Raw genomic sequence first — 22,393 nt, forward strand, 5'->3', positions numbered from 1 at the left:
TCTCCCTACCGCTCGAACAGTTTGGCGCGCAGCAGCTTCCGCGCCTTGTACAGCCGCCCCTCCGAGGTTCGACGCGAGATGTCGAGAAGCTCGGCGATCTCCTGGTGCGAGTACCCCTCCATTTCCTTGAGAACGACGACGGTCCGAAGCTCCTCGGGGAGCGACGACAATGCGCGTTCGACCGTTATCGAATTGAGAACAGGGAATTCGGGCGTCTCCTCGACCTCGATTTCGCGCCGTATCGAGTCGATCGAGACCTCGCGTCGCCTCCGCTCTGAACGGAGGTGCTCGAGTGCGGCGTGCATCGTCACCGAACAAAGCCACGGCCGAAGCGGTCGCGCTCGGTCGAAACGCCGCATCGTCCGGGGCAGCTCAAGGAACACGTCATGCAGCACGTCTCGGGCATCGGCCGAAGACTCCGTCAGGCGATACGCTACGGCGAACAACTCCTCGGAATATTCCTGGTACAGCAACTGCAGTGCTCGGCGATCACCGCGCCCCGCTTGGCGTGCCAAGCGCCGCTCCTGAGTCAGGCTGATCACGCCATTCCCAGCTCGACAGCGACGCCGTTCGCGAGTGGTTCGTCAACGATCGGAGCCTGCTTCAACCCGGTACTCGACATCCCAATCGACCGCACCGCGTTCAGCATGCGCAACCGCGCGGGCGCGAGCAGTTCTTGTCGCGGCTGATGCAGGAATCGCCACAAGGTTTACCGACCTCACACACTCTGCAGCATGCACCGAGTGCCGCGCACCCGGAGGTGCTCCCGCCCAGGCCGAGCCCGAAGAGACACGCGAACAGGACGGCGAAGCGTACTCTTGTGACTCTCTTCATGACGAGGTGCCTTGTTTTTACCGGCAGGCCCATGGCGGGGGGGCAAAGGCTCTTGTTTTCCCCCCGCGGGAACCCGCGCTTCCCGAATCGGATCTCCACTCATACTTCTTTATATGCCACGAGCAGCCGAAACTTCGCGCGGGTTCCTCTCGCACTCCGTGGCGGGAACAGCTCCAAGGGAGGGACCGGTACTCGCTAAGTGCAGATTCGCCAATCTATTAGACACCGGTGGTTCCGAAGAAACCCGCGCTTGGGGCCAGCCCACAGCTCCGGCGATGGCACTCAGGCCGACCGCCCCTTCCCCGTCGGCGTTCGGCGACCTTGCCCTTGCCAGGCCACCGCCGGGGCGGCAGTCCCGAGACCATCGGGGCGTCGAGCGTGGCGCGCCCTGAAGCCAGCCCTGCCAAGGACGGGACGGCAGGATCTCGGAGAAGCCGATTAGGGTTTGGGCGTTCCCTGCTTAGCGGGCGCGGCGGCGACCTGAGTGCCGTCTCCGTCGGGAGGGGGTCAGCTCCTGCGCCGAGTGCGCCGTGACGAGGTCGGCTGCGTCTTCGGCGTCCGCGAGGGGGCGGGTGGTGAGGAGGATCGGGCCGGGGATAGGTTCTCCGCGCGCGGCGACCACAACGAGCTCCGGGGCTTCGGAGCGTCACCGTCAGCATCGCGGGATCGTTCAAGCGTGAGTCCGAGCACGGCCACAGAGGACTCAGAGAATCCGTTCTAGTATGGTGGACATAATGTGGGGTAGTACGGCATCGTCAAATGCGTAACCCGTTCATAATTATTGTGTTACATTGCTGAGGGAGGGAGTCCGCGGGAACGTTGGGCCGCCGCGGAAGGCAGCAACATTAACGTCATGAACGGGAACACGCGGCCTTCGCGGTGGACGACGTCCGAGGCCATCCGGACCTACGCATCGGGAGTATTGTGGACGGCCGGTCTCGTGCTCGTGTTCGTGGTGGGGCACGGTCCGGATCAGGCGGGTTGGTGGCGGATACGCGCGGATGCCGCCGGCTGGGTCTTCCTCGCGGGCGCGCTCGTGGGCGGGTGGAACTTCTTCCCCAAGGGCGTGCGGGCGGCGCGGACGCTCCGCCTCGACATGAACTTCCTGATGACCGCGGCCATCGCCGGCGCGGTGCTGATCGGGGAGCCGCTGGAGGCGGCGGCGATCGCCTTTCTGTTCTCCCTGGCCGAACTCCTCGAGTCGAGCGCGGTCGTGCGCGCCCGGCACTCCATCGATGCGCTGCTGCGGCTCGCGCCCGAGGTCGCGACGCTGGTGGCCGAGGATGGGTCGGAGCGGACCGTTCCCGCATCGGATCTGAGGGCCGGTGAGCGGGTGCGCGTACGTCCGGGCGAGAAGGTGCCGATCGACGGCGTCGTGGTCGAAGGCCAGTCGGGGGTCAACCAGGCCAACGTGACGGGGGAGTCGGTCCCCGTCGCCAAGAGCGTCGGAGATCCCGTCTTCGCGAGCACGCTGAACACGGACGGGTTCCTCGAGATCGAGGCCACGACCGATGCCGGCGACACCACCCTCCATCGGATCGCGCGGCTCGTCCGCGAGGCCCAGTCCAAGCGCTCTCCCACCGAGCAGTTCGTGCAGAAGTTCGCGCGCTACTACACGCCGGCCGTCACGGCGGCCGCGGTGCTCGTGATGGCCGTCCCACCCCTCCTCGGTCTCGGGACCGGGCTCATGTGGTTCGAGCGCGGACTGACGCTGCTCGTCATCGCCTGTCCCTGCGCGCTCGTGATCGCCACGCCGGTCACGATCGTCAGCGCGATCACCTGCGCCGCGAGGCACGGCGTGCTCATCAAGGGCGGGGAGTACGTCGAGTCGCTGGGAGCGACGTGCGCCATCGCGTTCGACAAGACCGGAACTCTGACGCTCGGCGAACTGGAAGTCACCGATGTCGTTCCGCTGGGGGACATGTCCGGGGATCGGCTGCTGCGGCTCGCCGCGGCCATGGAACGGCGCTCCGAGCACCCCATCGCGGAGGCGATCGTCCGCCACGCCTCGGAGACGGGCGGCCTCCACGAGGAGGAGTGGACGGTCGAGCAATTCCGGGCGCATCCGGGCCTCGGAGTCACGGCGACCGTGGACGGCGCCCGGGTCGCGGTCGGAACGATCGAACTGCTCGCGCCAGCCGACGACGCCCGAGGGTTCGGGGACCACTTCGACGCCCTCCAGCGGGCCGGCAGGACGGTCGTCGTCGTCTCCCGGGACGGCGTTCCGCTCGGCCTGATCGGTCTCGCCGACACCCTCCGCCCGGAGGCCCCGAGGGTCCTGGCGCGGCTCCGGAACGAGGGTGTACACCACCAGATCCTGCTCACCGGCGACCAGCCCCACGCCGCCCGGGCCATCGGCGAGGCCGTCGGCATGGACGAGGTGCGGGCGGAACTCAAACCCGAAGGGAAGGTGGCGGCGGTTCGCGAGATCGTCCGCCTGCACAGGGGCGCGGCCATGGTCGGCGACGGCGTGAATGACGCGCCGGCGCTCGCGGCGGCGGACGTGGGGATCGCGATGGGCGGCGCCGGATCCCCGGCGACCATAGAGACGGCCGACATCGCGCTCATGGGCGACGACCTCGGCATGCTCCCCTACGCCCGTCGCGTGTCACAAATGGCCCGACGGCTCGTCCGGTTCAACATCGCGTTCGCCCTCGGGTTGAAGGCGATCCTGGCGATCGGGGCCGTGACCGGTTCCGTGAGCCTGATCGTCGCCGTGCTCGTGGGCGACATGGGGGCCAGCCTCGCCGTGACGCTGAACGCCATGCGCCTGGCCCGTCTGAAGCCGCGTTAGGCGACCGCCCTGCCGGCGTCTTGAACCGACCTCTCCCGCAATGGGTTGCGTATATTACCATGGTTGACCACGTGAACAACCATGCTATTTTGTGCAACCATGAAATTCAAAGAGATTTCCTCCCTGATCCCTGAACTCCTCTCCGGTGCCATGGGTCTGCCGATTGACTCTGTCCAGGCGCAGCCGCTTGGAAACCCGCGGCCGGACCTCCGAGTTCGCTTGGGCGAATACAGTTTCGTCGTCGAGTTCAAGCACGCGGGCACGGCAGAAGCCGTCGGTGCCGGCGTTCGCACGCTCGCACCATACCGCACTGTTGCCGATGACCTCACCATCCCGCTGCTCGTTGTTCCTTACATGGGCGATGTCGGTCACCGGATAGCGGAGAACGCGGGTCTGAGTTGGCTTGATCTCTCCGGGAACGCATCCATCCGCGCCCCCGGTCTCACCGTCAGGCTGCTCGGCCGACCGAACCGGTTCCCGCGTAGGGGGAAGCCAAGAACGCTCTTCGCACCGCGCGGCTCGAGGATTGTGCGTCACCTCCTCCTGCATCCGAACGAGCACTTCTCCCAGAAGGAACTGTGGTGCGCAACGGGAGTCGACAAGGGCTATATCAGCCGTCACGTGAGGAGCTTGGCCGAGGCAGGGCTGGTTACTCGCGAGCGCGGGTCAAGCGACCGAAAGACAGACAGAATCCGGGTGAAAGACCCCGACCTGCTGTTGGATGTCTGGGCTGAGGTCTATCGCTTCGAGGACCACCGAATCTGGCGGGGCTCGATGGCGTCAAGATCTGGCGAAGAGACGCTTACAAGGGTTGGCGAAACACTGACCAACTTACGCGTGGTCCATGCGTTCACCGGACTAGTCGCCGCGTGGCTCTATTCTTCGTATGCCAGCTTTCGCCTTGTCACGGCGTACGTGAAGGACTCATTGCCCGTTGCGTCGCTGGAGACTGCCGGTGTACGGGAACAGAGTGCGGGAGCCAACGTCTGGATCGTAGTACCGAACGATGATGGCGTCTTCCATGGATCGAACGTCCTAGACGGAACGCGGTGCGTCTCAGCTGTTCAGACCTTCCTCGACCTCAAGGCCCAGCCTGAGCGAGCCGCCGAAGCCGCTCAAGAGCTACGGCGCTCCGCGTTGCCGTGGTCGATCACATGATGGAGAACGTGCAGCCAACCGCAGTGGACTACGACGACAACGCCACGCTCCTCATCCAGAGCTGCCTCCTCCATGTCGCCACGGTGCTCGGCGATCTCATGCGGGACAGCGTCGTCGTCGTTGGAGGCTTGGTGCCTCGCCTGTTGATTCCCAAGGAGTTTCTGCCCGGGCGCCGAAGTTCATCCCGGAACGACCGATCTCGACCTCGGTCTCCGACTCGAACTGCTCGCTGACGAACGATATCAAGAGATCTCCGCGCGGCTTCGAGAGGCTGGGTTCACGATGGACGGGATATGGACGTTCCGAGAGGATGGGATCCGTCGAACTCCTGCAGCCCGACATCGGGTACGATGGCCCTGTACTCGGGCTGGGAGCCCGTGGCGGCCTCGCGTTGGGGGCTCCCACGGCCCTCGTGGCGGATGTCACACTGCACCGCATGTTCACGAGAAAAAGCGATGGGAACTACCCTCCGGGATGGCCAGGCGATGCGCCACAGGAACTGGATGGCTGGACAGGCGTCACCTCGCTGGCCATCATCGTCGGCCTCGAGTTTTCGCCGGGCGGAGCCTGAGCCGAGATTTCCTGAGCGCTGCTCGCGCGGCATGAGGGCCGCCGGGCCGCGCTCTCAGCCGCCGGGCGGGCCGAGGGGGCTCGGGGCGCAGCCGTCCCGCTCGCGGGTGTAGGCGATGCTCGAGATCTTCCAGCCTGCGGCCGTTTTCGCGAGGCTCACCGCGTCGATTCCGCAGTGGCTGAACTCCCCGTCCACATGGAAGTCATACGGCGTCCATACGACGGCCAGGGGACCCTGGATCATCACATGCGGGTCCCACATCCGCTCCAGCAGGGCGGGACCCGGCTGGCCGATGGAGGCGGCGAATTCGGCGCCCGTGCTCTCCCGGACCTCGACGCCGTCCGCGGTCTCCGCCGTGGCCGTGAAGACGGCGCCGTCGGTCAGCAGGTCGCGGATGGCCTCGCCGTCTCGGGCGGCCATGGCATCGAACAGGGCCTGCACCGCCGCGACCGCTCCGGCCTCGGCGTCTTCCTGTGCCGAGAGATAGGCAGGCGCGGTAGTCGTCACGGCGGCGAGAAGCAACGTCGCTCCAAGCTTTCTCATGAGGTTTCTCCCGGTTCCTGTAGTCCGTCGTTCAATACGCGGTCGTCCGAAACACCGGCTGGAACAGCTCCGTCCGATGCGCGCAGGCGGCGTCCGCGGGGCAGGCCGGACAGTCGGGTTCGCTCATCTCTGGACACCGCGTCCGGTTCTGGAAGAAGAACCAGTCTACCGCCCCCATGGGCTGCCCGCTGAGGCGCCGGATCTCCTCGACCGCTTCACAGCAGGCGGCGCGCACGGCATCCTCCTCTTCCCGACTCACAACCTCCCGGTTCGCGAGCTTCGCGGCCAGCGCCTCATCGACCACTGTGACGACGCCGAGCCGCAGGCAACTGCGCTGGCAGTGATAGTCGACGATCGGCGGCACATCCTCCCCCTCACCGAACCGCAGGAAGCGCTCCGGCCGCTGGCTCAGGATCGCGGCGAGGAGGGCGGACTTCTTGCGCCACGGATCCTCCTTGTAGCCGCCGAGCTGATCCAGCCGGCGCAGAAAGCGGACCAGGGGCCGCTCCGTGGCGTCGGCTTCGGCCAGAAGCGAGGCGGGCGTCAGTCCGAGGGCGAGCATGTCGCGCCCGTACGCTCGCGCGCACGCCGGGTGGAGGGGCCCCGCGGGTAGCGGGTTGACCCCGTCCTCGTCCCGGAGGCGGTAGTTGAAGTCGGTGTCGGCGAGGGTCGCGTGGCCGGCGGGGGCGAGCTCGTCCGGGGCCTCGGCCGCCCAGCGCCGAAAGGCCGCCCATAGATAGTCGCTGCCCTTGAGCGCCCCCCCCCCCATCGAGGCGATCATCGGCGCCTCGTAGCGCCCGCCCCGCTCAGACCAGAAGCCGAACTGCTGGACGGTGCCGGCGAAGAAGAAATCGAGCGCCACAGGGTTGCCCGGCTCGGGGAAGGGCGGACCGGTGAAGTCGAACGCCATCGCCTCCGGGGCCGAGGCGATGATCGCCGCCACACGACGGAGGCGATCCGGATCAAGCAAGACGCGATCGTCCCGCGGCGTCAGTGGCGGCGGTTCGTCCGAGAGCAGGGCCGCCGGGCCGACCGCCGTCACGGTCTGAGCCGCACAGGCCGCCGCGCCGCGGGCCGCGATGGCGGGGTGGTCCCCGGCGGCGATGCGGGCCAGCGCCGTCCCGCAGAAGGTGTCGCCGGCGCCCGTCGGATCGAGCTCGTCCACCGTGGGCGCCGCGATGTCGATCGAGCGGTCGCCCAGAATGACGCGGGCACCCCGCGCGCCGCGCGTGACGAACACTACACGTCCCGGTGCGACACCCACCTCGTCGATCGACCCCCACAGCAGGCCGGCTTCCTCTTCGTTGCAGAAGAAGTAGTCGGACGCCTCGACCACCCTCGCGACGATGTCACCGTGCTGACGAACCCCCGGGGCGTACGTCCCGCACCCGACGCGTACCCCCGCAGCGGACAGCCGCCGGGCGAACCACAACTGAAGCTCGGGGTCGAGAAGCGGGACCACATAAGCGAAGGCTCCCGGTCCCGCGTCGGGCACGTCATCGAACCGGATGTCGCCTTCCGAACCGCGCACGGCCTGGTGATAGACGGTCTCGCCGCCGGGCAGGTACTCGATCTCGAAATGGGGCAGGGCGTCGGGAAGGATGCGTGGACCCCGCCAGTCGAGCAGGCGGTCCGCCGGCTCGAGTTCGGGCGGCATGGGATCGGGCCGCGGTGCGATGACCGTGACGTCCGCGCCGGCCCGCTGCGCGGCCAGCGCGGTGTAGAGCCCCGCGCCGCCCGCCGAACGGACGGACCGGCCCCCGAAGTGAAGCAGGTCCAGAGAGGGGCTCCCGACCACGAGGAGCCGTGGTCGGGAGGTCATTCGCAGGCGGCGGGGAACAGCGGCGGGGTCAGCCCCCCTGCTGATCCGTCGTGCTGCGCGCGGACGCGCCGGCCGGGCCATTGTCCCAGTCCTGGGCGCTGGAGATGTTCGGCATGCCCCAGTCTTCGCCGTTCCAGCCCTGGAACCCCTCCATCCGGAAGGTCCAGAATCCGGTCGTCATGTCGCTCACCACGATGAGCCCGTCCTCGTTCCGGATGTCGACCCCGAACGTGCCGTTGAAGACCGGCGTCCGGTCGGCGTTGGGCGGCCCCAGGTAGGTGTCGTAGTGCGCCACCGTCATCGGGTTCGTCGGATCCATCATGTTGAACACGACGAGCCCGTCCAGGTAGCCGGACACGAACACCAGCGGCCATCGCACCTCGTGATTGTGGACGAGGTTCTTCCAGTTCGCCGTCCAGGCCGCGATCGGGCTCCGGATGGCGGGCACCTCGCCGCTGAGGCCGGGTCTGAGGTCGAAGATCCGCAGCGGCGCGTACTGATACTCCGTCTCGGCGATCGCGAAGTTGCCGTCCGGCGTGGGGGTGAACGTGTGTCCGCTCCGTATCCCCGAGACCTGGACGATCTGCGTGAGAAGCTCGGGGTTCTGGAGATCCGACACGTCGTAGATGTAGTAGCCGCCGAAGCCGCCGCCGTAGAAGCGGTCCGTCCCCGTGTCGGGGTGGTAACCGAGATAGAAGTCGTGGTACCCACGCCGCTGGTTCGGCGTCCCCTGATCCGGAAGCGGGATCTGCGCCACCATCTCCTCGCCCCGCCCCTCGACGAGCGCACCGAGATCGTACACCGCCGCGTACGGTCCCGAGACCGTGGCGACGAGGTACACGTTCATGTTCGAGTGCTTGTAGATGAAGATGTTGTGGAAGCCGCCCGGCAGATCGGGCTCCTTGATGCGGGCGACCTCGCGCACCGTCGAGGCATCCGGCAGTCCGGTCACGTCGAGCACGACCGCGCCCATGTCGGAGTCCGGGCCGCCCTGGCCGAACTGGAGCGACTGCACGACGTAGTAGCGGTCGCCCCACTTGAAGTGCTTGACGTCCATCCCCCCGGTGCGCTGGTGCAGATCCTGGTCTTCGATCCGCCACTCGTAGAGCACCTCGGGCTTCTCCGGGTCGGCGATCGAGACGATGTCCAGCCCCTTCGGACCCACCGGCCCGTACTGCATGCGCGCCACGTAGGCGTAGGGCCGGTGCATCTCCTGTTCCATGTCCATGTCCGCGATGCTGAGCCGCGGCCCGAGCGGGACGTGCCCGAGCACTTCCATGTTCCGGCTGCCGCGTTCCACGACCCCATCGATGACCTGGGCCCGGAGCGCCCCCGGCGCGGTGAGACCCGCTCCGAGCGCGATGACCGCGACCAGGGAGAACGTGCGATTTCCGAACTTCATGCTTCCTCCGTTCTTGAACTGGCGACCTGCCGGGCCGCCACCGGCGGCCCGCTGGGCCCCCCGCGGGCTGCCCGCGGCTAGCCGGGGGCCACCGTGAACACCATGGACATGCCGGCCTCCAGATGCTCCGCAATATGGCAATGCGCCATCCAGCGGCCAGAGTTGGACGCCTCGAGCAGGATGTCGAACGTCGATCCGACCGGGATCACCGTCGTGTCCTTCCACGCCAGGTTGTCCGACGCCACCCCGTCCCGCGACAGGACGAGGAAGCGCTGCCCGTGGATGTGGATCGGGTGCTGCATGGGGTGGAACGAGCGGCGCTGGTTGTGGATGCGGATCTTGAGGACCTCCCCCGCCGTGAAGCGCCAGTCGATGTCCCGGTTCTCCTTCCCCGTGCGCGTATCGCGCATGACCCACGTCAGGTTCTCCGATGTCGAGAGGTAGTTCATCATCGGCATCGCGTCGGTCCACTCCACGGGCGGGAAGTAAAGAGTGTCGAGCGCCATCACGGCGACGATGTCGCTCGGCAGGTCTCCCACGCGGGCCGTGAGTTCGAGTTCGTGATCGACGGGACGGCCGAACTCCGCCCGATAGCGGTCGATGTCCTCGATCACGTCGGCGTGTTCGCGCAGGGTGGAGAACGCGGCCCCATGGTCCTCCGTTACCGGCTCATCGAGCACCGTGACCAGCCCCAGCGTATCCGTGTGCGGGTAGAAACGGCCGTTGAAGTGGTCGATGGCCTGGATCGGATTGAGGAGGGCGTACGTGCCGGGCTCCCCGAAGCGCGCGTCCACGATGTACCTCTGGGCCGGGGCGAGAACGACGTTGGAGACGAACGTCTCGCGCTCGAACTTGCTCACGTCGGCGCCCACGAGCTTCAGATCGGCGCCCTCCAGGACGAGGTTGAAGGTGCGGGTGTTCGCGACGTTGGTGAGGTAGAGGCGCCTGACTTCGCCGCGGCGAACCGTGGTCTCCCAGCGGGACTCGCCGTTCACGAGCAACTGGTTCCCGAACCGTCCCATCAGCGTCTGAATGGCGGCCTCACGCCCCCAGGGGAAGAGCCCGGCCTCGTCGACGAGCAGGTCGTCGAGCATGAGGAAGTCCTCGCCGTTCGCCGGGCCGTAGTAGTCCGGGGCCGGCGCGTCCACCAGCATGTTCCCGTACAGGCCGAGGTCCTGCTGGATGTCCTCGCGGTGGTGCGGGTGGTACCAGTACAGGCCCGCGTCGCGGAAATGGACCCGGTACATGAACGACTCGCCGGGCTCGACCGGGTCCTGGGTGACGCCGGGCACGCCGTCGAACCGGTTCTCGAGCCGCACCCCGTGCCAGTGGACCGCGGTCGGGAGGTCGATGTGGTTCGTGAACAGGACGACGATCTCCGCCCCCTGCGGGACGCGGATCAGGGGGCCGGGGTACTGCCCGTTGAACCCGTACATCGTGAAGGTCCGCATCCCGATCGTGCGCCGGACGAACCCGGCCTCGAGCCGGAGCGTGTCGCGGTCGGCCATCTTCACGACCTCGCGGAAGACCGCCTCGGGGAGCATCGCGGGGTCGCGGCCGGGGTCGGGCAGGAACGGGGTCACTCCGGGGATGGCGCCCATCAGGCCCGGCAGCATCATCGGCATCGGGATCGGCTGCGGCGGCATGCGCCACACGACCCCCATGCTGTCCGTCGCCATCACGTGGCCCTCGTGCTGCAGCCCCGATGCCGGTGCGCCGGGCAGCCCCAGCAGGGCATGGAGGACCGCTCCCGCGGCGAGGTGACGGGCGATCCGCACGCCCGGTCGGCTTTGCGCCGCGCGCGGGATCACCGTCCGGACCGGCCCCTCAGTAATAGAGCTGGCAGTTCATGGCCTCGAACGGGCCATGCCCGGCCATCGTGTGCAGCCGCCCGGAGGGAGACACTCCGGTGAGCACGATCGGCCCCTGCCAGCGCGCGACGTCCGCCGAGGCCTCTTCGCTCACGAACACGAGGAACTGGTTCCAGGCGACCTGCCCCACGAGGCGGTTGTCCTCGGGCAGCGTGCCGAGCTGCACGTACTCGTCGAGTTCGGGCTTCGCCGCCCACACGACGTAGACCGCGCCGTTGCGGCGACGCAGCTGATCGACCTGGATCTCGATGTCGAAGGTCTGGAAGCCGTCCGCGTCGACGGTGATCTCGAACGGAGAGCCGGGCTGCGTGAGGACCATCGACCCGCGGCTCCCGGGCGCGCTCTGGGTGCCCGACAGCCGGACCACTTCGGGCGTGAGGAGGCAGGCCCCAGCCCACGGCGTCACCCCCGTCGGGTCGGGGAGGCCGGTAGAACCGGCGGCTCGCGCCTCATCCACAGCCAGGCCGGCTGCCAGAAAGACCGACAGGCCGACGACGTGCGCTCGCAGTCTCATATTCTCCATGCGTCAAAAACTCCGCTCGGGCGCCCCCGGTCGCAAGCGCCCGCGGGCCGGCGGGTCAGTCGGCGTCCGGTTCGTGCTCCTCGACGATGATCTCCCGCCCCGACTGCGGCTCCCGGGTCCGAGGTCCGGTGAACCCCACGCCGGGCCCGCCCACGACCTGGATCGTGCCGCCCTCTACCTGCCGCCCCAGCCAGCCTCGGGTGCGCTCGATCAGCCCTCGGCGCACGGGCGGGACGAGCAGCAGGATCCCGGCGAGATCCGTGAGTACACCCGGAGTGATGAGGACGACCCCCGCCGCGAGGATCAGGAGCGCGTGCACGAGCGACTCGCCCGGCAGCTGTCCCCCCGAGAGTTCACCCCGTACGGCTAGCCAGGCCCGCAGTCCTTCGCGTCGGGCGAGCCACGCGCCCGCGGCCCCCGTCCCGATGACGATCAGGAGCGTCGGCCCCAACCCGAGCAGGCCCCCGATGCGGATGAGGAGCGTCAGTTCCACCACGGGGACGATCGTGAACAGCAGGAACAGCCGAAGGAGCATCGTCGGGAACCGGTCGCCGTCAGAAGCCCATCATCGCCCGCACCCTCGGGTCGATCCTCTCGGGCGTCCAGAACGGCTTCCACACGAGACTCACGACGGCTTCGTCCACGCCGTCCACGGATTCCGCCGCGTCCTTGGCTCCGCCGAGAATCTGGCCTCCCGCGGGGCAGCCGGGGCTCGTCAGCGTCATCGTGACCTTCGCGGCGCTGTCTTCCACCTCGACGTCGTAGACGAGCCCCAGATCCACGATGTTGATGCCGAGTTCCGGGTCCGTCACGGTTCGAAGCGCCGTCCGCACCTGGTCGCTGATCGCCTCCGTCTCCGGCGTCCGGGTGCCTTCCGTCGTGTCCGTCGTGTCCGTTTTATCCATCTTACCCATCGGTTCCATCACCTTTCGACTCTCTCGGTCGTCAGCCGCTCACCCGACTCGTTCCTCGGGGCGGGTGCCGCTCTTCTCGATTTCCATCATCAGATCCTCTACCCTCGGGCGCGCGCGCACCAGCGCCCGGCATTCCTCCATGGCGCCGGTCGCGTTGATGAGGATGGTCCCGGCAAGATGGCCTTCGGCGACGCAGTACACGATCGAGCGGCCGGATCCCAGTTCGCCCGAGACGATGGTGCGGTCCACGGCGGCCGTCTCCCCGAACACGTTGATGCTCAGATCGAAGACGTGCGTGAAGAAATACGAAAGATGGTCGAACGGCTCGCGGGCGCCCGCCATGTTGCGGCCCGTGTGCCGCCCGTGCGCGCGAGCGTGATCCCAGTGTTCGACGCGAGCAAGCCCTCCCTCCAGCGGGTGCGGGAAGCGCGCCACGTCGCCGGCCGCGTAGATGTGGGCCGCCGTCGTCTCGCCGAAGCCGTCCACGATGATGCCGTCCCGGACCGCGAGGCCGGCCTCGCTCCCCAGTTCGTCGTTCGGCGTCATCCCGACGCCGACGATCGCGAGGTCAGCCGCGATCTCCTCCTCGCTGTCGAGCATGACCCGCGACACCCGCCTCTCACCCTCGAAGGAGGTGACCCGGCAGCCCAGCCTGAACTTCACGCCGCGTTCCTCGAAGTACCTGGTGAGGAAACCCGACACCGCCTCCGGGAAGACGCCGGCCCACACCCGCGGCTCGAGTTCGACGACGACGGCATCGACGCCGAGCTTCGACAGCGTCGATGCGAGTTCCATCCCGATGAACCCGGCGCCGACCAGCACCACGCGTTTCGCGCGCCCGCCCGCCTCCCGCAGCTTCTCCGAGTCGGCGGCGGTGCGAAGCGTCGCCACGCCGGCCAGTCCACTTCCCGGGATCGCGAGGCGTCGCGGCCGCCCGCCGGTCGCAAGGAGGATCCGCCCACCGCGCACCGGTTCGCCGTCGGCGAGGTGGACGGTCATCGCGCGCGCGTCCAGGCGCCTTACGGGAGTGTCGGTGAACAGCGCGAGCCCGTCCTGCTCCTTGAACCAAGCCGCGGGCTTCACATGCAGCAGTGATCGCGGCGCGCCGGCGGCCTGAAGAAACTCCTTCGAGAGCGGCGGCCGGTGGTAGGGGGGATCGGGTTCGTCCGTGAACATGGCGATCGAACCCGCCGGGTCGATCGCCCGAATACCGTCCACTGCCGAGATAGCCGCCAGGCCCCCACCCACGATCACGTAGTCGAAGGTCTTCATCGCAAGGTCAGGGCCCTGCGTCCGCGGAGTTTCCGGGGTCCGCGGCGGACTGGTCGTGGACGATGAGCCAGGCTCCTTCCACGTTCAGGAGCACGAGCGTGAACGGCCCGGTCGACGTGACCGTCCCCTCGCGCTCGAGGACGTAGCGCGCCGTGGCCACCCCGACCCGCGTGTCCACCTCGCGGACCCGCAGCGCCTCGAAGCGCAGGCTGTCCCTGGCCGCGCCCGCCGCGAAGTCCGGCGCGTAGCGCGCGCGGATCCCCTCATAGCCCTCGATGAGCCCGCTCGATCCGATGTAGGTCGTCTCGGAGGAGCGATGATAGGCGCTCATGAACCCCTCGAGATCGCCGGCGTTCCAGGCGGCGGCCTGCCGGTCCAGCATCGACGCGACCTGCGTCGCGAAGTCGGGCTCGTTCGCCACCGCGCCACCCTTCCCGTCCAGCCGTTCGAGTCTGCACCCGCCGGACGCCAACCCCGCGGCCACCACGGCCGCGAGCGCCAGCCCCCACCGCTGCCGCCGCCGCGGCCGTCCCGTCGACACCGGGCCGTCATGCATCATCGCTCGCAACCCTTTCAGCCGAAGACGCGGGTGAAGAGTTCCACCGACGCCTCGGTCGCCGTCTCCAGTTCCGGGGTCGGCCCCGCGAAGGGGTGCCCGGCCTGAAACGTATGCGTGGCCCCCTCTACCCCGACCAGCCGAGCGCGGTCTCGCGCCGCCTCGACGATCCGCCGCGCATCGCTGAACGGGACGGACTCGTCCGCCGTCCCGTGCACCACCGCCATCGGGATGCAGAGGCTCGCGGCGCTCCCGAGCACGTCCAGCCGCTCGCGATTGGCGCGCACGTCGTCGAGCACGTTCCGCTCCAGCGGCATGTCCTGCTTCGTGCGCGCATTGGGGATGATCACCGTCTCCCCCGCGTCCCACCGGGCGGCGAACCCTTCGTAGCGGGTGACCGACGCGATCGAGGCCCACGTGACGAGGCCCCTCACCTGGGACCGGAGACCCGCCTTGAGGATGCAGGTCGCGCCCCCCCGGCTGTGCCCGATCAGGCCGAATCGAGAGGCGGGCGCCACCTCGAGGTCCCCGAGCCGCCCCGCCGCGAGACCGTCGAGGATGGCCTCGAGGTCCCACAGTTCACGGGAGAAAGTGTTGCGGCTGAAGGCCTCCAGGTCGTCGAAGTCCCACTCCCGCACGCCCGAGCCGTCGAAGTTGAACGACACCACCGCGATCCCCGTCCGCGCCGCGAGTTGTTCGCACAGCCAGGGGAAGAATCCCCAGTCCTTGAACCCCTTGAAGCCGTGGCACACGACGAGCGCGGCGTCCTCGGCCGCGGCGGCGCTCGTCCAGTAGTCGCCGCGCAGATCGGCCCCGGGCGGGGTGAGCCTGAACGGCGTTCGCTGTATGGTCTGCGTCATCATCCGTCGTCGTTCCGCCGCCGCTGCGGCAGCCAGGCCGTGTCCTCGCGTCCCGCCCGCCGGTTCGTGTGCCGGGCGAGCGTGAACAGCAGGTCGGACAGGCGGTTGAGATAGGGAAGGATGACCTCGCCGATATCCGGCTGGTCCCCGAGAAGCGCGACCACCCCCCGCTCCGCCCGCCGGCAGACGGTGCGCGCGACGTGCAACTGGGCGGCGACCGGCGACCCGCCGGGCAGAACGAAGGCATCGAGCGCGGGAAGCCCGGCGGTCAGCGCATCGATCCACGCCTCCAGCGCGGCGATCCGCTCGGCGGCGAGTACGGGAATCGTGCCCACGCGCAACAGGCGGGCCGGATTCGAGGCGGCGAGCCGGGCGCCGATCGTGAACAGGTCGTCCTGCACGGCGCCGAGCGCCTCCGCCGAATCCTCGAGCGCCCCGTCGGCGTCGAGCGCGAGCGCCGTCCCGATCACCGCGTTGAGTTCGTCGATCGTCCCGTAGGCCGCCACGCGCGGGTCGTCCTTCCCGACCCGCACACCGCCCAGGAGGGTGGTCTCCCCCCCGTCGCCGCCCTTCGTGTATATCTTCAAATTGAGATAAGCCGCCAGCGAGATTGGCCGCATAGCGCGCGTCGTGCGCCACGGCTGACGGGCGAACCTTAACAGCCCGCGGCAAAAGCCCGCCACCAGCGGGTCACGGATGACACGTGGCCCGCTGCTTTTTTTGTCCCTGGGCTCGCGCCGCGGATTGGATCAGTCTGGTAGCTCGGAGGGCTCATAGCCCGAAGGCCGCTGGGTCGAAATCCCACCCCCGGAGCTGCTTTCCTGGATACGAACTCCTCGTCATCGGGTCATCGGCGCCCCAGGTCGGATTCTCGCTCGCTCGGTGCCGTGTTCGACGTGGCCGATCCTCGAATCCGTGTAGATGGTACGGGATGCAGCGGTTACTACGTTATACTTATGAGTCGACGCAAAAACGTTATCATTAGCCTATGATTCACACTTTCTCAGTATCCAACTACGGATCGATACGTGAAGAAGTGACCCTCGATCTGCGGATCCCGGGCACGGCGCCGGATCTCGGTTGCTTCAGGCGGAGTGCGGCCAAGCCTGATGTCCGTCTACCGACCGTGGCCGTTCTCATGGGGCCCAATGGGTCGGGCAAGACGACTCTGCTGCGGGCGTTGGTGGATCTGGGGCGCATCGTGTCGTCTCCTACGAATCCCGTCCACCTGGTGCCTTTTCTATCGAACCAAACGAGGTGGGAGCCGACACGGTTCTCCATCGAGGGCGAGGGGGACTTCCTGGCGCCGGGTGAGACTCCGCAGAGGTTTCGGTACGAACTCGTAATTGGACGGCAGCCGACAGAAAACGGGACGGAGGAGCTCTTCGTGAGTTATGAAGCGCTGGTCCACTTTCCCAGGGGACGGCGCCGCCGGCTACTCGAGCGGGGAGCCCCCGGAGCACATATCTACGTGTCTCGCGATCTGGGCCTGAGGGCTCGTGACGATCGGCTGAAGGGGGTCGAGCGCAACCGGTCCGCAATGGCTACGCTCGGACTCCTCAACGTCCCCGTAGCGGCCCGTTTCGCGGCCTTCATGCGAGATTCGCTGGTTAGCGCGAGCAACATCTCAGGCAATGAGACGTTCACTCCGGATACCCCAACCGTCATCGGTTGGCTGGAGGCCGGCCCGGACGCCAGACGTTGGGCCGAGGCCCAGATCCAACGGAGCGACCGGGGATCGAGGACATGGAGATCGCCGATGAGTTCGGCGGCAAGCACATCCGGTTCAACCACGTCGGACTGGACGCACCGGTTGTCCTCGGTCTCGAGTCCAAGGGCACTCGACGTCTGCTTCATCTCTTACCGCTGATCAAGTTCGCGCTGGATGTAACCGGATTGGCAGTCCTCGACGAGATCGACGGTGACCTGCATGTCGACATGTCGGGGGAGATTCTCAGCTGGTTCCGATCCCGCGAAAGCAATCCTCGCAATGCCCAGTTGCTGGTGTCCTCGCATCACGTCGGCTTGCTCGACGATCTGGAGAAGGAAGAAGTCTTCATCGTCGAGAAGGACGACAGCGGGGCCACGCGGGTTTACGGTGCTCAGGATGTCCAGGGCCTGCGGCGTGACGTCCGTCTGTATTCAAAGTACCGGGCCGGCGTGCTTGGCGGGCTCCCGAGATTCGGTTGAGGCGGGATGGGGCGGCGGGGTGAGACAGATCTGGTGGCGGGCCGGGATGCCTGGGCCCGTGCTTCCAAGTGGGGACTCGAAGTCGTGCTGATGATACCGAGTACCACAAGGGATCGCTGACCTCTCAGCAGTTGAAACGGCGTCCTGGGTTGACCGATCTCAGACGGGCAGCCCGTCACGATGAGGAACTGCGGAAGCTGATAGGGACGCTGGGGCTTTGAGGCGCCAGTGGCCATCCGGTCGGCAGGGCACCGCCATAAGGGCACGGAAGGACCCTTGCGGGTCACCTCCCGCAGGCCTCTGCTCGGAGCTACCATTCCCCGGGCGGCGTGAGCTCCCTCCCGCCCGTTTCGAGCTCCGGAAAGGAGTCGTGACGTGAAGACTGATGGGACTGACCTCCGACCTGCAGACGCCCGGTCCGCGGGCAGACAGCCCGACCCATCACGAAGAGCCTTCCTCGCGACGGCCGCGGCCGGGGTGGGAGCCGTCGCCACGGGCTCGCTCGGCGCGTGCGGTCCGGGCGGTCAGGAGGCCGCCGCGCTCGCATCGAGCACGAGGGCGTCGGGTGCCGGCGGCGGCATCGTCGTCGCGCGCGGGCCGATCGCCGTGGAGGCCGGGGTCGGCGCCCTGCGACGCGGCGGCAACGCGATCGACGCGGCGGTCGCAACGGCCTTCGCCCAATTCATCACGACCCCGTTCTCGGCGGGCGTCGGCGGATTCGGTTGCATGGTCGTGTTCGACGCGCGCGCCCGACGCGCCGTCTCCATCGACTTCCACGGCCGGGCGGGCGGCAAGGCCACGCCCGACATCTACCGGAGCGCGCTCGAGGGGCGGATCTACGGACACGCGGACCGCTGGAAGGTGCGCGGCGACATCAACCAGATCGGCTACCGGTCCGTCGTCACCCCCGGCACGATCGCCGGCCTGTGGGAGGCGTGGAGCCGGTTCGGGACCCGGCCGTGGGCCGAACTCGTCGAGCCGGCGATCCGGCTCGCGTACGACGGCTTCGAGATCCCCCGCTCCCTCGCAGGCGGTTTCACGACCCGGACGGAGTCGTCCTCGGGTGTGGTTCCGTTCTTCACCAAGGTCCGGACGACCGATGCCTCCGCCCGCATCTTCCTCAACAACGGGGTTCCGTGGCGAGCCGGAGAACTGCTCGTGCAGCGGGACTACGCCCGCACGCTCGAACTCATCGCCGAGGGCGGGGCCGACGTGGTCTACCGGGGCGAGATCGCCGAGCGGATCGCGGCGGATTTCGAGAAGAACGGGGGCCTCGTCACGCTGGCCGACCTCGAAGCCTACACGGCCGACGTCTACGATCCGGTGCGGGGCACGTACCGCGGGCACGAGGTGTTGTCGAGCGCCCTGCCGGGCAGCGGGGCCCAGGTGATCGAGATCCTGAACCTTCTGGAGGGCTACGATCTTCCGTCTCTCGAACACGGCAGAGCCGACCACGTCGAGCTCCTGGGCCGGGCCCAGATTCTCTCCTTCATCGACCGACGCCGGTACCACGGCGACCCGAAGTTCATCGACGACCCGACGGACATCCTGGTGTCGAAGGACCGTGCCGCCGAATTGAGAGCGTTCATCGACCGCCGGGAACTCCCCCCCGACATCGTGGAGGAACCCCCGGAGGGGCCCGACACCACGCACCTTTCGACGGCGGACCGGGAAGGGAACTGCGTGGCGCTCACGCACACGCTCGGATCCGCTTCGGGGGTCGTCACCGAAGGCCTCGGCTTCACCTGGAACAACTGCATGTTCCAGTTCAACCCGGTAGCCGGCCGGCCGAACAGCATCGCACCCGGAAAGGCGCGCATCACGGGGATCTCTCCGGCGATCGTGCTCAGGGACGGACAGCCCATCCTGGTGACCGGCGCGGCGGGCGGTACGCGCATTCTGGGCGCCGTCCAGCACACGATCAGCAATACGGTCGACTTCGACATGTCGGCCCTCGAAGCCGTGTCCGCACCGCGCTGGCACTGGGAGGATCAGCTGCTCGAGCTGGAGCCGCAGCTGTATCATCACCTGAAGGAGGAGCTTGAGGGACGCGGTCTCGACGTCGCGAACGACGCGTTCGTCGCGCAGCTCCACGCGGTCGGGATCGACCCGGATACCGGTCGACTGACGGGAGGTCCGGACCCGCGGGGATGGGGGGGAGGATCGGCCACCGCATAGCGTCCCGGACGGCCCCCGGCGAAGGCCTCGCCACAGGCGGTTTCGAGGTTGACACTTCCCCCCCTCCTGTGTATCCTGCGAGCCGCGTTGCGGGGTGGAGCAGTCTGGTAGCTCGTCGGGCTCATAACCCGAAGGTCGCAGGTTCGAATCCTGCCCCCGCTATCATTCGCCTCGCCTCGCACAGCTGCGGGGCGAGGCGTTTTGCTCTCCGACCCATGGCGCGGAAGAGGGGTACGATCCGGGGTAGCTCAGTGGCCAGAGCGGGTGGCTGTTAACCACTAGGTCGTGGGTTCGAATCCCACCCCCGGAGTAGGGCTGGGTAGCTCAGGCGGTAGAGCACGGCGCTGAAAACGCCGGTGTCGGCGGTTCGACTCCGCCCCCAGCCATTTTCCACGAGCCGCCGACGGCCGGTTCGCGGGAAGCGGCGGAGGGGCGTAGCTCAATTGGTAGAGCACCGGTCTCCAAAACCGGCGGTTGGGGGTTCGAGTCCCTCCGCCCCTGTCGCTCGCGTAGCTCAGGGGTAGAGCGCATCCTTGGTAAGGATGAGGTCGCGGGTTCAAATCCCGCCGCGAGCTTGGAGTACGAGAGACGGGCGCCCGTAGCTCAGTTGGATCAGAGCACCGGCCTTCTAAGCCGGGGGTCCCAGGTTCGAGTCCTGGCGGGCGCGTGGCAGTCAGGGGATGACGGACGAAATTGGGATGAGCCCCCATCGTCCAACGGCTAGGACACCACTCTTTCAAGGTGGAGATAGGGGTTCGATTCCCCTTGGGGGTATGGACGGAGGACCGGACGGGAGCGCCGACAGCCCGTCCTCGGAAGCACGGGGCCGTAGCTCAGCTGGGAGAGCGCTGCAATGGCATTGCAGAGGTCAGGGGTTCGAACCCCCTCGGCTCCATTCGGTGCATCTCGTAACACATTATTTATCAATAAGTTAGGATGCAGCGTCCCCTCGGAGTTATGCTGCGGGTTACCCTTTGATAAGTTCCCGTAGCACGTCCTGCCGGTTCACGCCTGCGAAGGTTATCCACGACAGCGGCGGCATGGGTGAGGAGTCAAGGTCATCGCTCGAACCCTCCCCCACCACGCCTGGGATCTCGGGGCCGGGGCGGCCGGGGGGCAACGCGGGTTATGCTCCGGTCGCGCTCCCGCTCCCATGTCCGCTCGCTTTCCTTCGTCTCCCGCGCCGCTCGTCTACGCCGCTCGGCGTCCCGCAGTCCGCTTCGGTACGCCTTGCGCACCTTCCGCTCGATCTGCCGGGCGCTGTCGGCGTGTGCCTTGCCCAGCGCGGCCCGCTCGCCCTTGTGGTACCGATCGAGGTCCTCGCGCCAGCCCTCGACCAGGTCCTCCCGGCCCCGGACCGCCCCGACCAGTTCCCGCAACGAGCGCTCGGTTCGCCAGATCCGAAGTCGACCGAGCAGGGTGCGGCTCTCCCGGTCGAGCTTCTGCCGCATGTCCTCCTGCCGCTTGTGCAGCTCGGCCCACTCCTTCCGCGCCCGGCTCTCCAGCCGCCAGAACCCCTGCCAGCGCCGGTCCTCGACTTTCTCCCAAAGCCGCGCCTCGGCACGCCGCCAGGCCGTCATGTCGACCGGCTCCTCGCCAGCCGGCGCCCTCGCCCGCCGCGCCCGCTCGGGCTGCATCCCCTCGCGCCGGTAGCGCGCCCAATGGAGCGGCCGCTCCCACGAGATGCGAACCACCTCCTCGCCCGCCCGCCGCCGCGCGTTGTTCTTGGCCCGCGTCTCGCACCGGATCCGGCCCTGTTCCCGCTCGTAGCCCTCGGCCCAGCGCGACAGACGGAGCTTGCTGTTGCCCAGCTTGGCCGCCTTCCCGGTCTCTGGATCGACCCGGTTGGCGATGACGTGGACGTGGGGGTGCCGGGTGTCGTCGTGCGCGACGATCAGCGCCTCGCGGCCCTCCAGCCCCAGCGCCTCCAAGCTCCCGTCCACCGCTCGGCTCATCTCCCGCCTGTCGGGCGTCTCGTCCCTCGCCCAGCTGAGCGAATAGTGCAGCACCGGCTTCGCCAGCTTCCGCCCCCCGCGTGCCGCGCCAGCCAGCCGTTTGAGGTCGGGAGCCGCCTTCGCGGTCGCGGCCATCAGGCGCGCGGCCCGCTCCGGCCGGATCGTCGCAAGGTTCCGGGTGTCGGTCCACCCGACCCGCTCCGAGGTCTCCGGACGGCGGTCGTCCGGCTCCGGGGCGTCGTGCAGGCAGTACGCCGCGACGCCGGCGAACGACCGCCCCAGTCCGTTGATCTTCGGGACCATCAGTCCGGCGCCTCGCCGGTCAAGAGATCCGCCGCGAGCTCGCCCACCCGCTCGACCGCCTCCAGCGTCCCGGCTGGCGCCGAGGCTCCGGAGTTCAGGGCACGGGCGATCTGGTTGAGGTTCACGCCGATCCGGTGGAGTTCGACCCGCTCCTGGGCGCCGAGACGGTGAACGGCCGCCGTGCGGACCGGCTGCCCCAGCGCCCTCCGGCGGATGTAGGCGCCCTTCGTCATGCGGGCCTCCGCGGCCCGCTCGGCGATCGCCGCGGCCTCTTCGGTCGTGACGCGCACGCAGATCGTGCGGCTCCTGCGTTCGGCCTCGGGCTTACGGGGACGGACCATGTCGGGCGGCCTCCTTGTGGCGCGCGGATGTCGTGCGGGGGTCCGGGGGATGCCCCCCAGCCAGAGGTTTTCGTAACGCGAAAACACATCTGGCTCCCCGGCGACCCGCAAACTGCGGGCCAGCGAGCGGCGACCGGCCGCTCACCCCCAGGGGCGGCGACGGCGGCTGCCCCGGGGCCATGATCGCGCCCTCAACGCGGGAGCCGAAGCGCGGAATCCCCGGACGTCGGAATCGCCATGACGTACAGTCAGGGGACCGTTTCGGGCGGTGTCAACAACCACCGAAACGGCGATGTCCTGCGGGTT

At 68.2% G+C, this 22,393-nt stretch carries 20 protein-coding genes and 8 tRNA genes; 14 read left to right on the forward strand and 14 right to left on the reverse strand.

Features of this window, described 5'->3' with window-relative positions; all coding sequences use genetic code 11:
* Positions 1–5 precede the first annotated feature (5 nt).
* A complete protein-coding gene (locus tag ACPXY0_RS17655; protein ID WP_423926849.1) occupies positions 6–542 on the reverse strand; it encodes an RNA polymerase sigma factor in 537 nt (178 codons plus the stop codon).
* A gap of 1,145 nt (positions 543–1,687) precedes the next feature.
* Between ACPXY0_RS17655 and ACPXY0_RS17660 the strand changes: the two genes are divergently transcribed.
* The 3 genes from ACPXY0_RS17660 to ACPXY0_RS17670 all read left to right on the forward strand — a co-directional run bounded on the left by ACPXY0_RS17660 (position 1,688) and on the right by ACPXY0_RS17670 (position 5,357).
* Positions 1,688–3,628, forward strand: a complete 1,941-nt coding sequence (locus ACPXY0_RS17660; RefSeq protein WP_423926851.1) for a heavy metal translocating P-type ATPase — start codon at positions 1,688–1,690, stop codon at positions 3,626–3,628.
* Positions 3,629–3,727: 99 nt separating this feature from the next.
* Positions 3,728–4,786: a MarR family transcriptional regulator gene (locus tag ACPXY0_RS17665; protein ID WP_423926853.1), complete on the forward strand. Its 1,059-nt coding sequence runs from the start codon at positions 3,728–3,730 to the stop codon at positions 4,784–4,786.
* Between the two features lie 310 nt (positions 4,787–5,096).
* Complete coding sequence (locus ACPXY0_RS17670; RefSeq protein ID WP_423926855.1) at positions 5,097–5,357, forward strand: hypothetical protein; 261 nt, start codon at positions 5,097–5,099, stop codon at positions 5,355–5,357.
* 54 nt (positions 5,358–5,411) lie between these two features.
* On the opposite strand, the gene ACPXY0_RS17675 is transcribed toward ACPXY0_RS17670, so the two are convergent.
* From ACPXY0_RS17675 to ACPXY0_RS17725, 11 genes are all read right to left on the reverse strand, one after another.
* Positions 5,412–5,900 carry a nuclear transport factor 2 family protein gene (locus ACPXY0_RS17675; protein WP_423926857.1) on the reverse strand — a complete coding sequence of 163 codons (489 nt, stop codon included), beginning with the start codon at positions 5,898–5,900 and terminating at the stop codon, positions 5,412–5,414.
* 31 nt (positions 5,901–5,931) lie between these two features.
* Entirely contained in the window at positions 5,932–7,722 is a 1,791-nt protein-coding gene (locus ACPXY0_RS17680; RefSeq protein ID WP_423926859.1) for a carbohydrate kinase family protein, read from the reverse strand.
* 28 nt (positions 7,723–7,750) lie between these two features.
* Positions 7,751–9,124, reverse strand: a complete 1,374-nt coding sequence (locus ACPXY0_RS17685; RefSeq protein WP_423926861.1) for an LVIVD repeat-containing protein — start codon at positions 9,122–9,124, stop codon at positions 7,751–7,753.
* Between the two features lie 77 nt (positions 9,125–9,201).
* Entirely contained in the window at positions 9,202–10,935 is a 1,734-nt protein-coding gene (locus ACPXY0_RS17690) for a multicopper oxidase family protein (RefSeq protein ID WP_423926863.1), read from the reverse strand.
* Positions 10,936–10,951: 16 nt separating this feature from the next.
* Entirely contained in the window at positions 10,952–11,518 is a 567-nt protein-coding gene (locus ACPXY0_RS17695; protein ID WP_423926865.1) for a hypothetical protein, read from the reverse strand.
* A gap of 55 nt (positions 11,519–11,573) precedes the next feature.
* On the reverse strand, positions 11,574–12,053 hold the full coding sequence (locus ACPXY0_RS17700) for an FxsA family protein (RefSeq protein WP_423926867.1): 480 nt from the start codon (positions 12,051–12,053) through the stop codon (positions 11,574–11,576).
* 19 nt (positions 12,054–12,072) lie between these two features.
* Positions 12,073–12,441: a metal-sulfur cluster assembly factor gene (locus tag ACPXY0_RS17705; protein WP_423926869.1), complete on the reverse strand. Its 369-nt coding sequence runs from the start codon at positions 12,439–12,441 to the stop codon at positions 12,073–12,075.
* 30 nt (positions 12,442–12,471) lie between these two features.
* Entirely contained in the window at positions 12,472–13,704 is a 1,233-nt protein-coding gene (locus ACPXY0_RS17710; protein ID WP_423926871.1) for an NAD(P)/FAD-dependent oxidoreductase, read from the reverse strand.
* 7 nt (positions 13,705–13,711) lie between these two features.
* Positions 13,712–14,260 (reverse strand): YybH family protein, encoded by a 549-nt coding sequence (locus ACPXY0_RS17715; protein ID WP_423926873.1) that lies wholly within the window; start codon positions 14,258–14,260, stop codon positions 13,712–13,714.
* A gap of 17 nt (positions 14,261–14,277) precedes the next feature.
* Complete coding sequence (locus ACPXY0_RS17720; protein WP_423926875.1) at positions 14,278–15,120, reverse strand: alpha/beta hydrolase family protein; 843 nt, start codon at positions 15,118–15,120, stop codon at positions 14,278–14,280.
* Positions 15,120–15,707 carry a cob(I)yrinic acid a,c-diamide adenosyltransferase gene (locus ACPXY0_RS17725; RefSeq protein WP_423926877.1) on the reverse strand — a complete coding sequence of 196 codons (588 nt, stop codon included), beginning with the start codon at positions 15,705–15,707 and terminating at the stop codon, positions 15,120–15,122. The genes ACPXY0_RS17720 and ACPXY0_RS17725 overlap by 1 nt, the downstream gene beginning before the upstream one ends.
* A 551-nt stretch (positions 15,708–16,258) precedes the next feature.
* Here ACPXY0_RS17725 and ACPXY0_RS17730 point away from each other — a divergent pair.
* The 11 genes from ACPXY0_RS17730 (at position 16,259) to ACPXY0_RS17780 (ending at position 20,383) form a co-directional block, all read left to right on the forward strand.
* Positions 16,259–16,990 carry an AAA family ATPase gene (locus ACPXY0_RS17730; RefSeq protein ID WP_423930735.1) on the forward strand — a complete coding sequence of 244 codons (732 nt, stop codon included), beginning with the start codon at positions 16,259–16,261 and terminating at the stop codon, positions 16,988–16,990.
* Positions 16,873–17,310 carry an AAA family ATPase gene (locus tag ACPXY0_RS17735; protein ID WP_423930737.1) on the forward strand — a complete coding sequence of 146 codons (438 nt, stop codon included), beginning with the start codon at positions 16,873–16,875 and terminating at the stop codon, positions 17,308–17,310. The genes ACPXY0_RS17730 and ACPXY0_RS17735 overlap by 118 nt, the downstream gene beginning before the upstream one ends.
* Positions 17,311–17,685: 375 nt before the next feature.
* Entirely contained in the window at positions 17,686–19,488 is a 1,803-nt protein-coding gene (gene ggt, locus ACPXY0_RS17740) for a gamma-glutamyltransferase (RefSeq protein ID WP_423926879.1), read from the forward strand.
* Positions 19,489–19,576: 88 nt separating this feature from the next.
* Positions 19,577–19,650 (forward strand) — tRNA-Met (locus tag ACPXY0_RS17745).
* A 75-nt stretch (positions 19,651–19,725) separates the two neighbouring features.
* Positions 19,726–19,798, forward strand: a tRNA-Asn gene (locus tag ACPXY0_RS17750).
* 3 nt (positions 19,799–19,801) lie between these two features.
* Positions 19,802–19,874 (forward strand) — tRNA-Phe (locus ACPXY0_RS17755).
* A gap of 42 nt (positions 19,875–19,916) precedes the next feature.
* A tRNA-Trp gene (locus ACPXY0_RS17760) sits at positions 19,917–19,989 on the forward strand.
* Between the two features lie 2 nt (positions 19,990–19,991).
* Positions 19,992–20,063, forward strand: a tRNA-Thr gene (locus ACPXY0_RS17765).
* A 17-nt stretch (positions 20,064–20,080) separates the two neighbouring features.
* Positions 20,081–20,155: transfer RNA gene (locus ACPXY0_RS17770), tRNA-Arg, on the forward strand.
* A gap of 35 nt (positions 20,156–20,190) precedes the next feature.
* A tRNA-Glu gene (locus tag ACPXY0_RS17775) sits at positions 20,191–20,262 on the forward strand.
* Between the two features lie 48 nt (positions 20,263–20,310).
* Positions 20,311–20,383 (forward strand) — tRNA-Ala (locus tag ACPXY0_RS17780).
* Positions 20,384–20,546: 163 nt separating this feature from the next.
* Here ACPXY0_RS17780 and ACPXY0_RS17785 read toward each other — a convergent pair.
* Together ACPXY0_RS17785 and ACPXY0_RS17790 are read right to left on the reverse strand one after the other, a co-directional pair.
* Complete coding sequence (locus tag ACPXY0_RS17785) at positions 20,547–21,746, reverse strand: relaxase/mobilization nuclease domain-containing protein (protein WP_423926881.1); 1,200 nt, start codon at positions 21,744–21,746, stop codon at positions 20,547–20,549.
* The gene (locus ACPXY0_RS17790) at positions 21,746–22,087 is read right to left on the reverse strand and encodes a plasmid mobilization protein (protein ID WP_423926883.1); all 342 of its coding nucleotides are present in this window, start codon (positions 22,085–22,087) and stop codon (positions 21,746–21,748) included. The genes ACPXY0_RS17785 and ACPXY0_RS17790 overlap by 1 nt, the downstream gene beginning before the upstream one ends.
* Positions 22,088–22,393: the final 306 nt, after the last annotated feature.

This window comes from Candidatus Palauibacter sp., from assembly GCF_965237495.1.
GTDB lineage: Bacteria > Gemmatimonadota > Gemmatimonadetes > Palauibacterales > Palauibacteraceae > Palauibacter.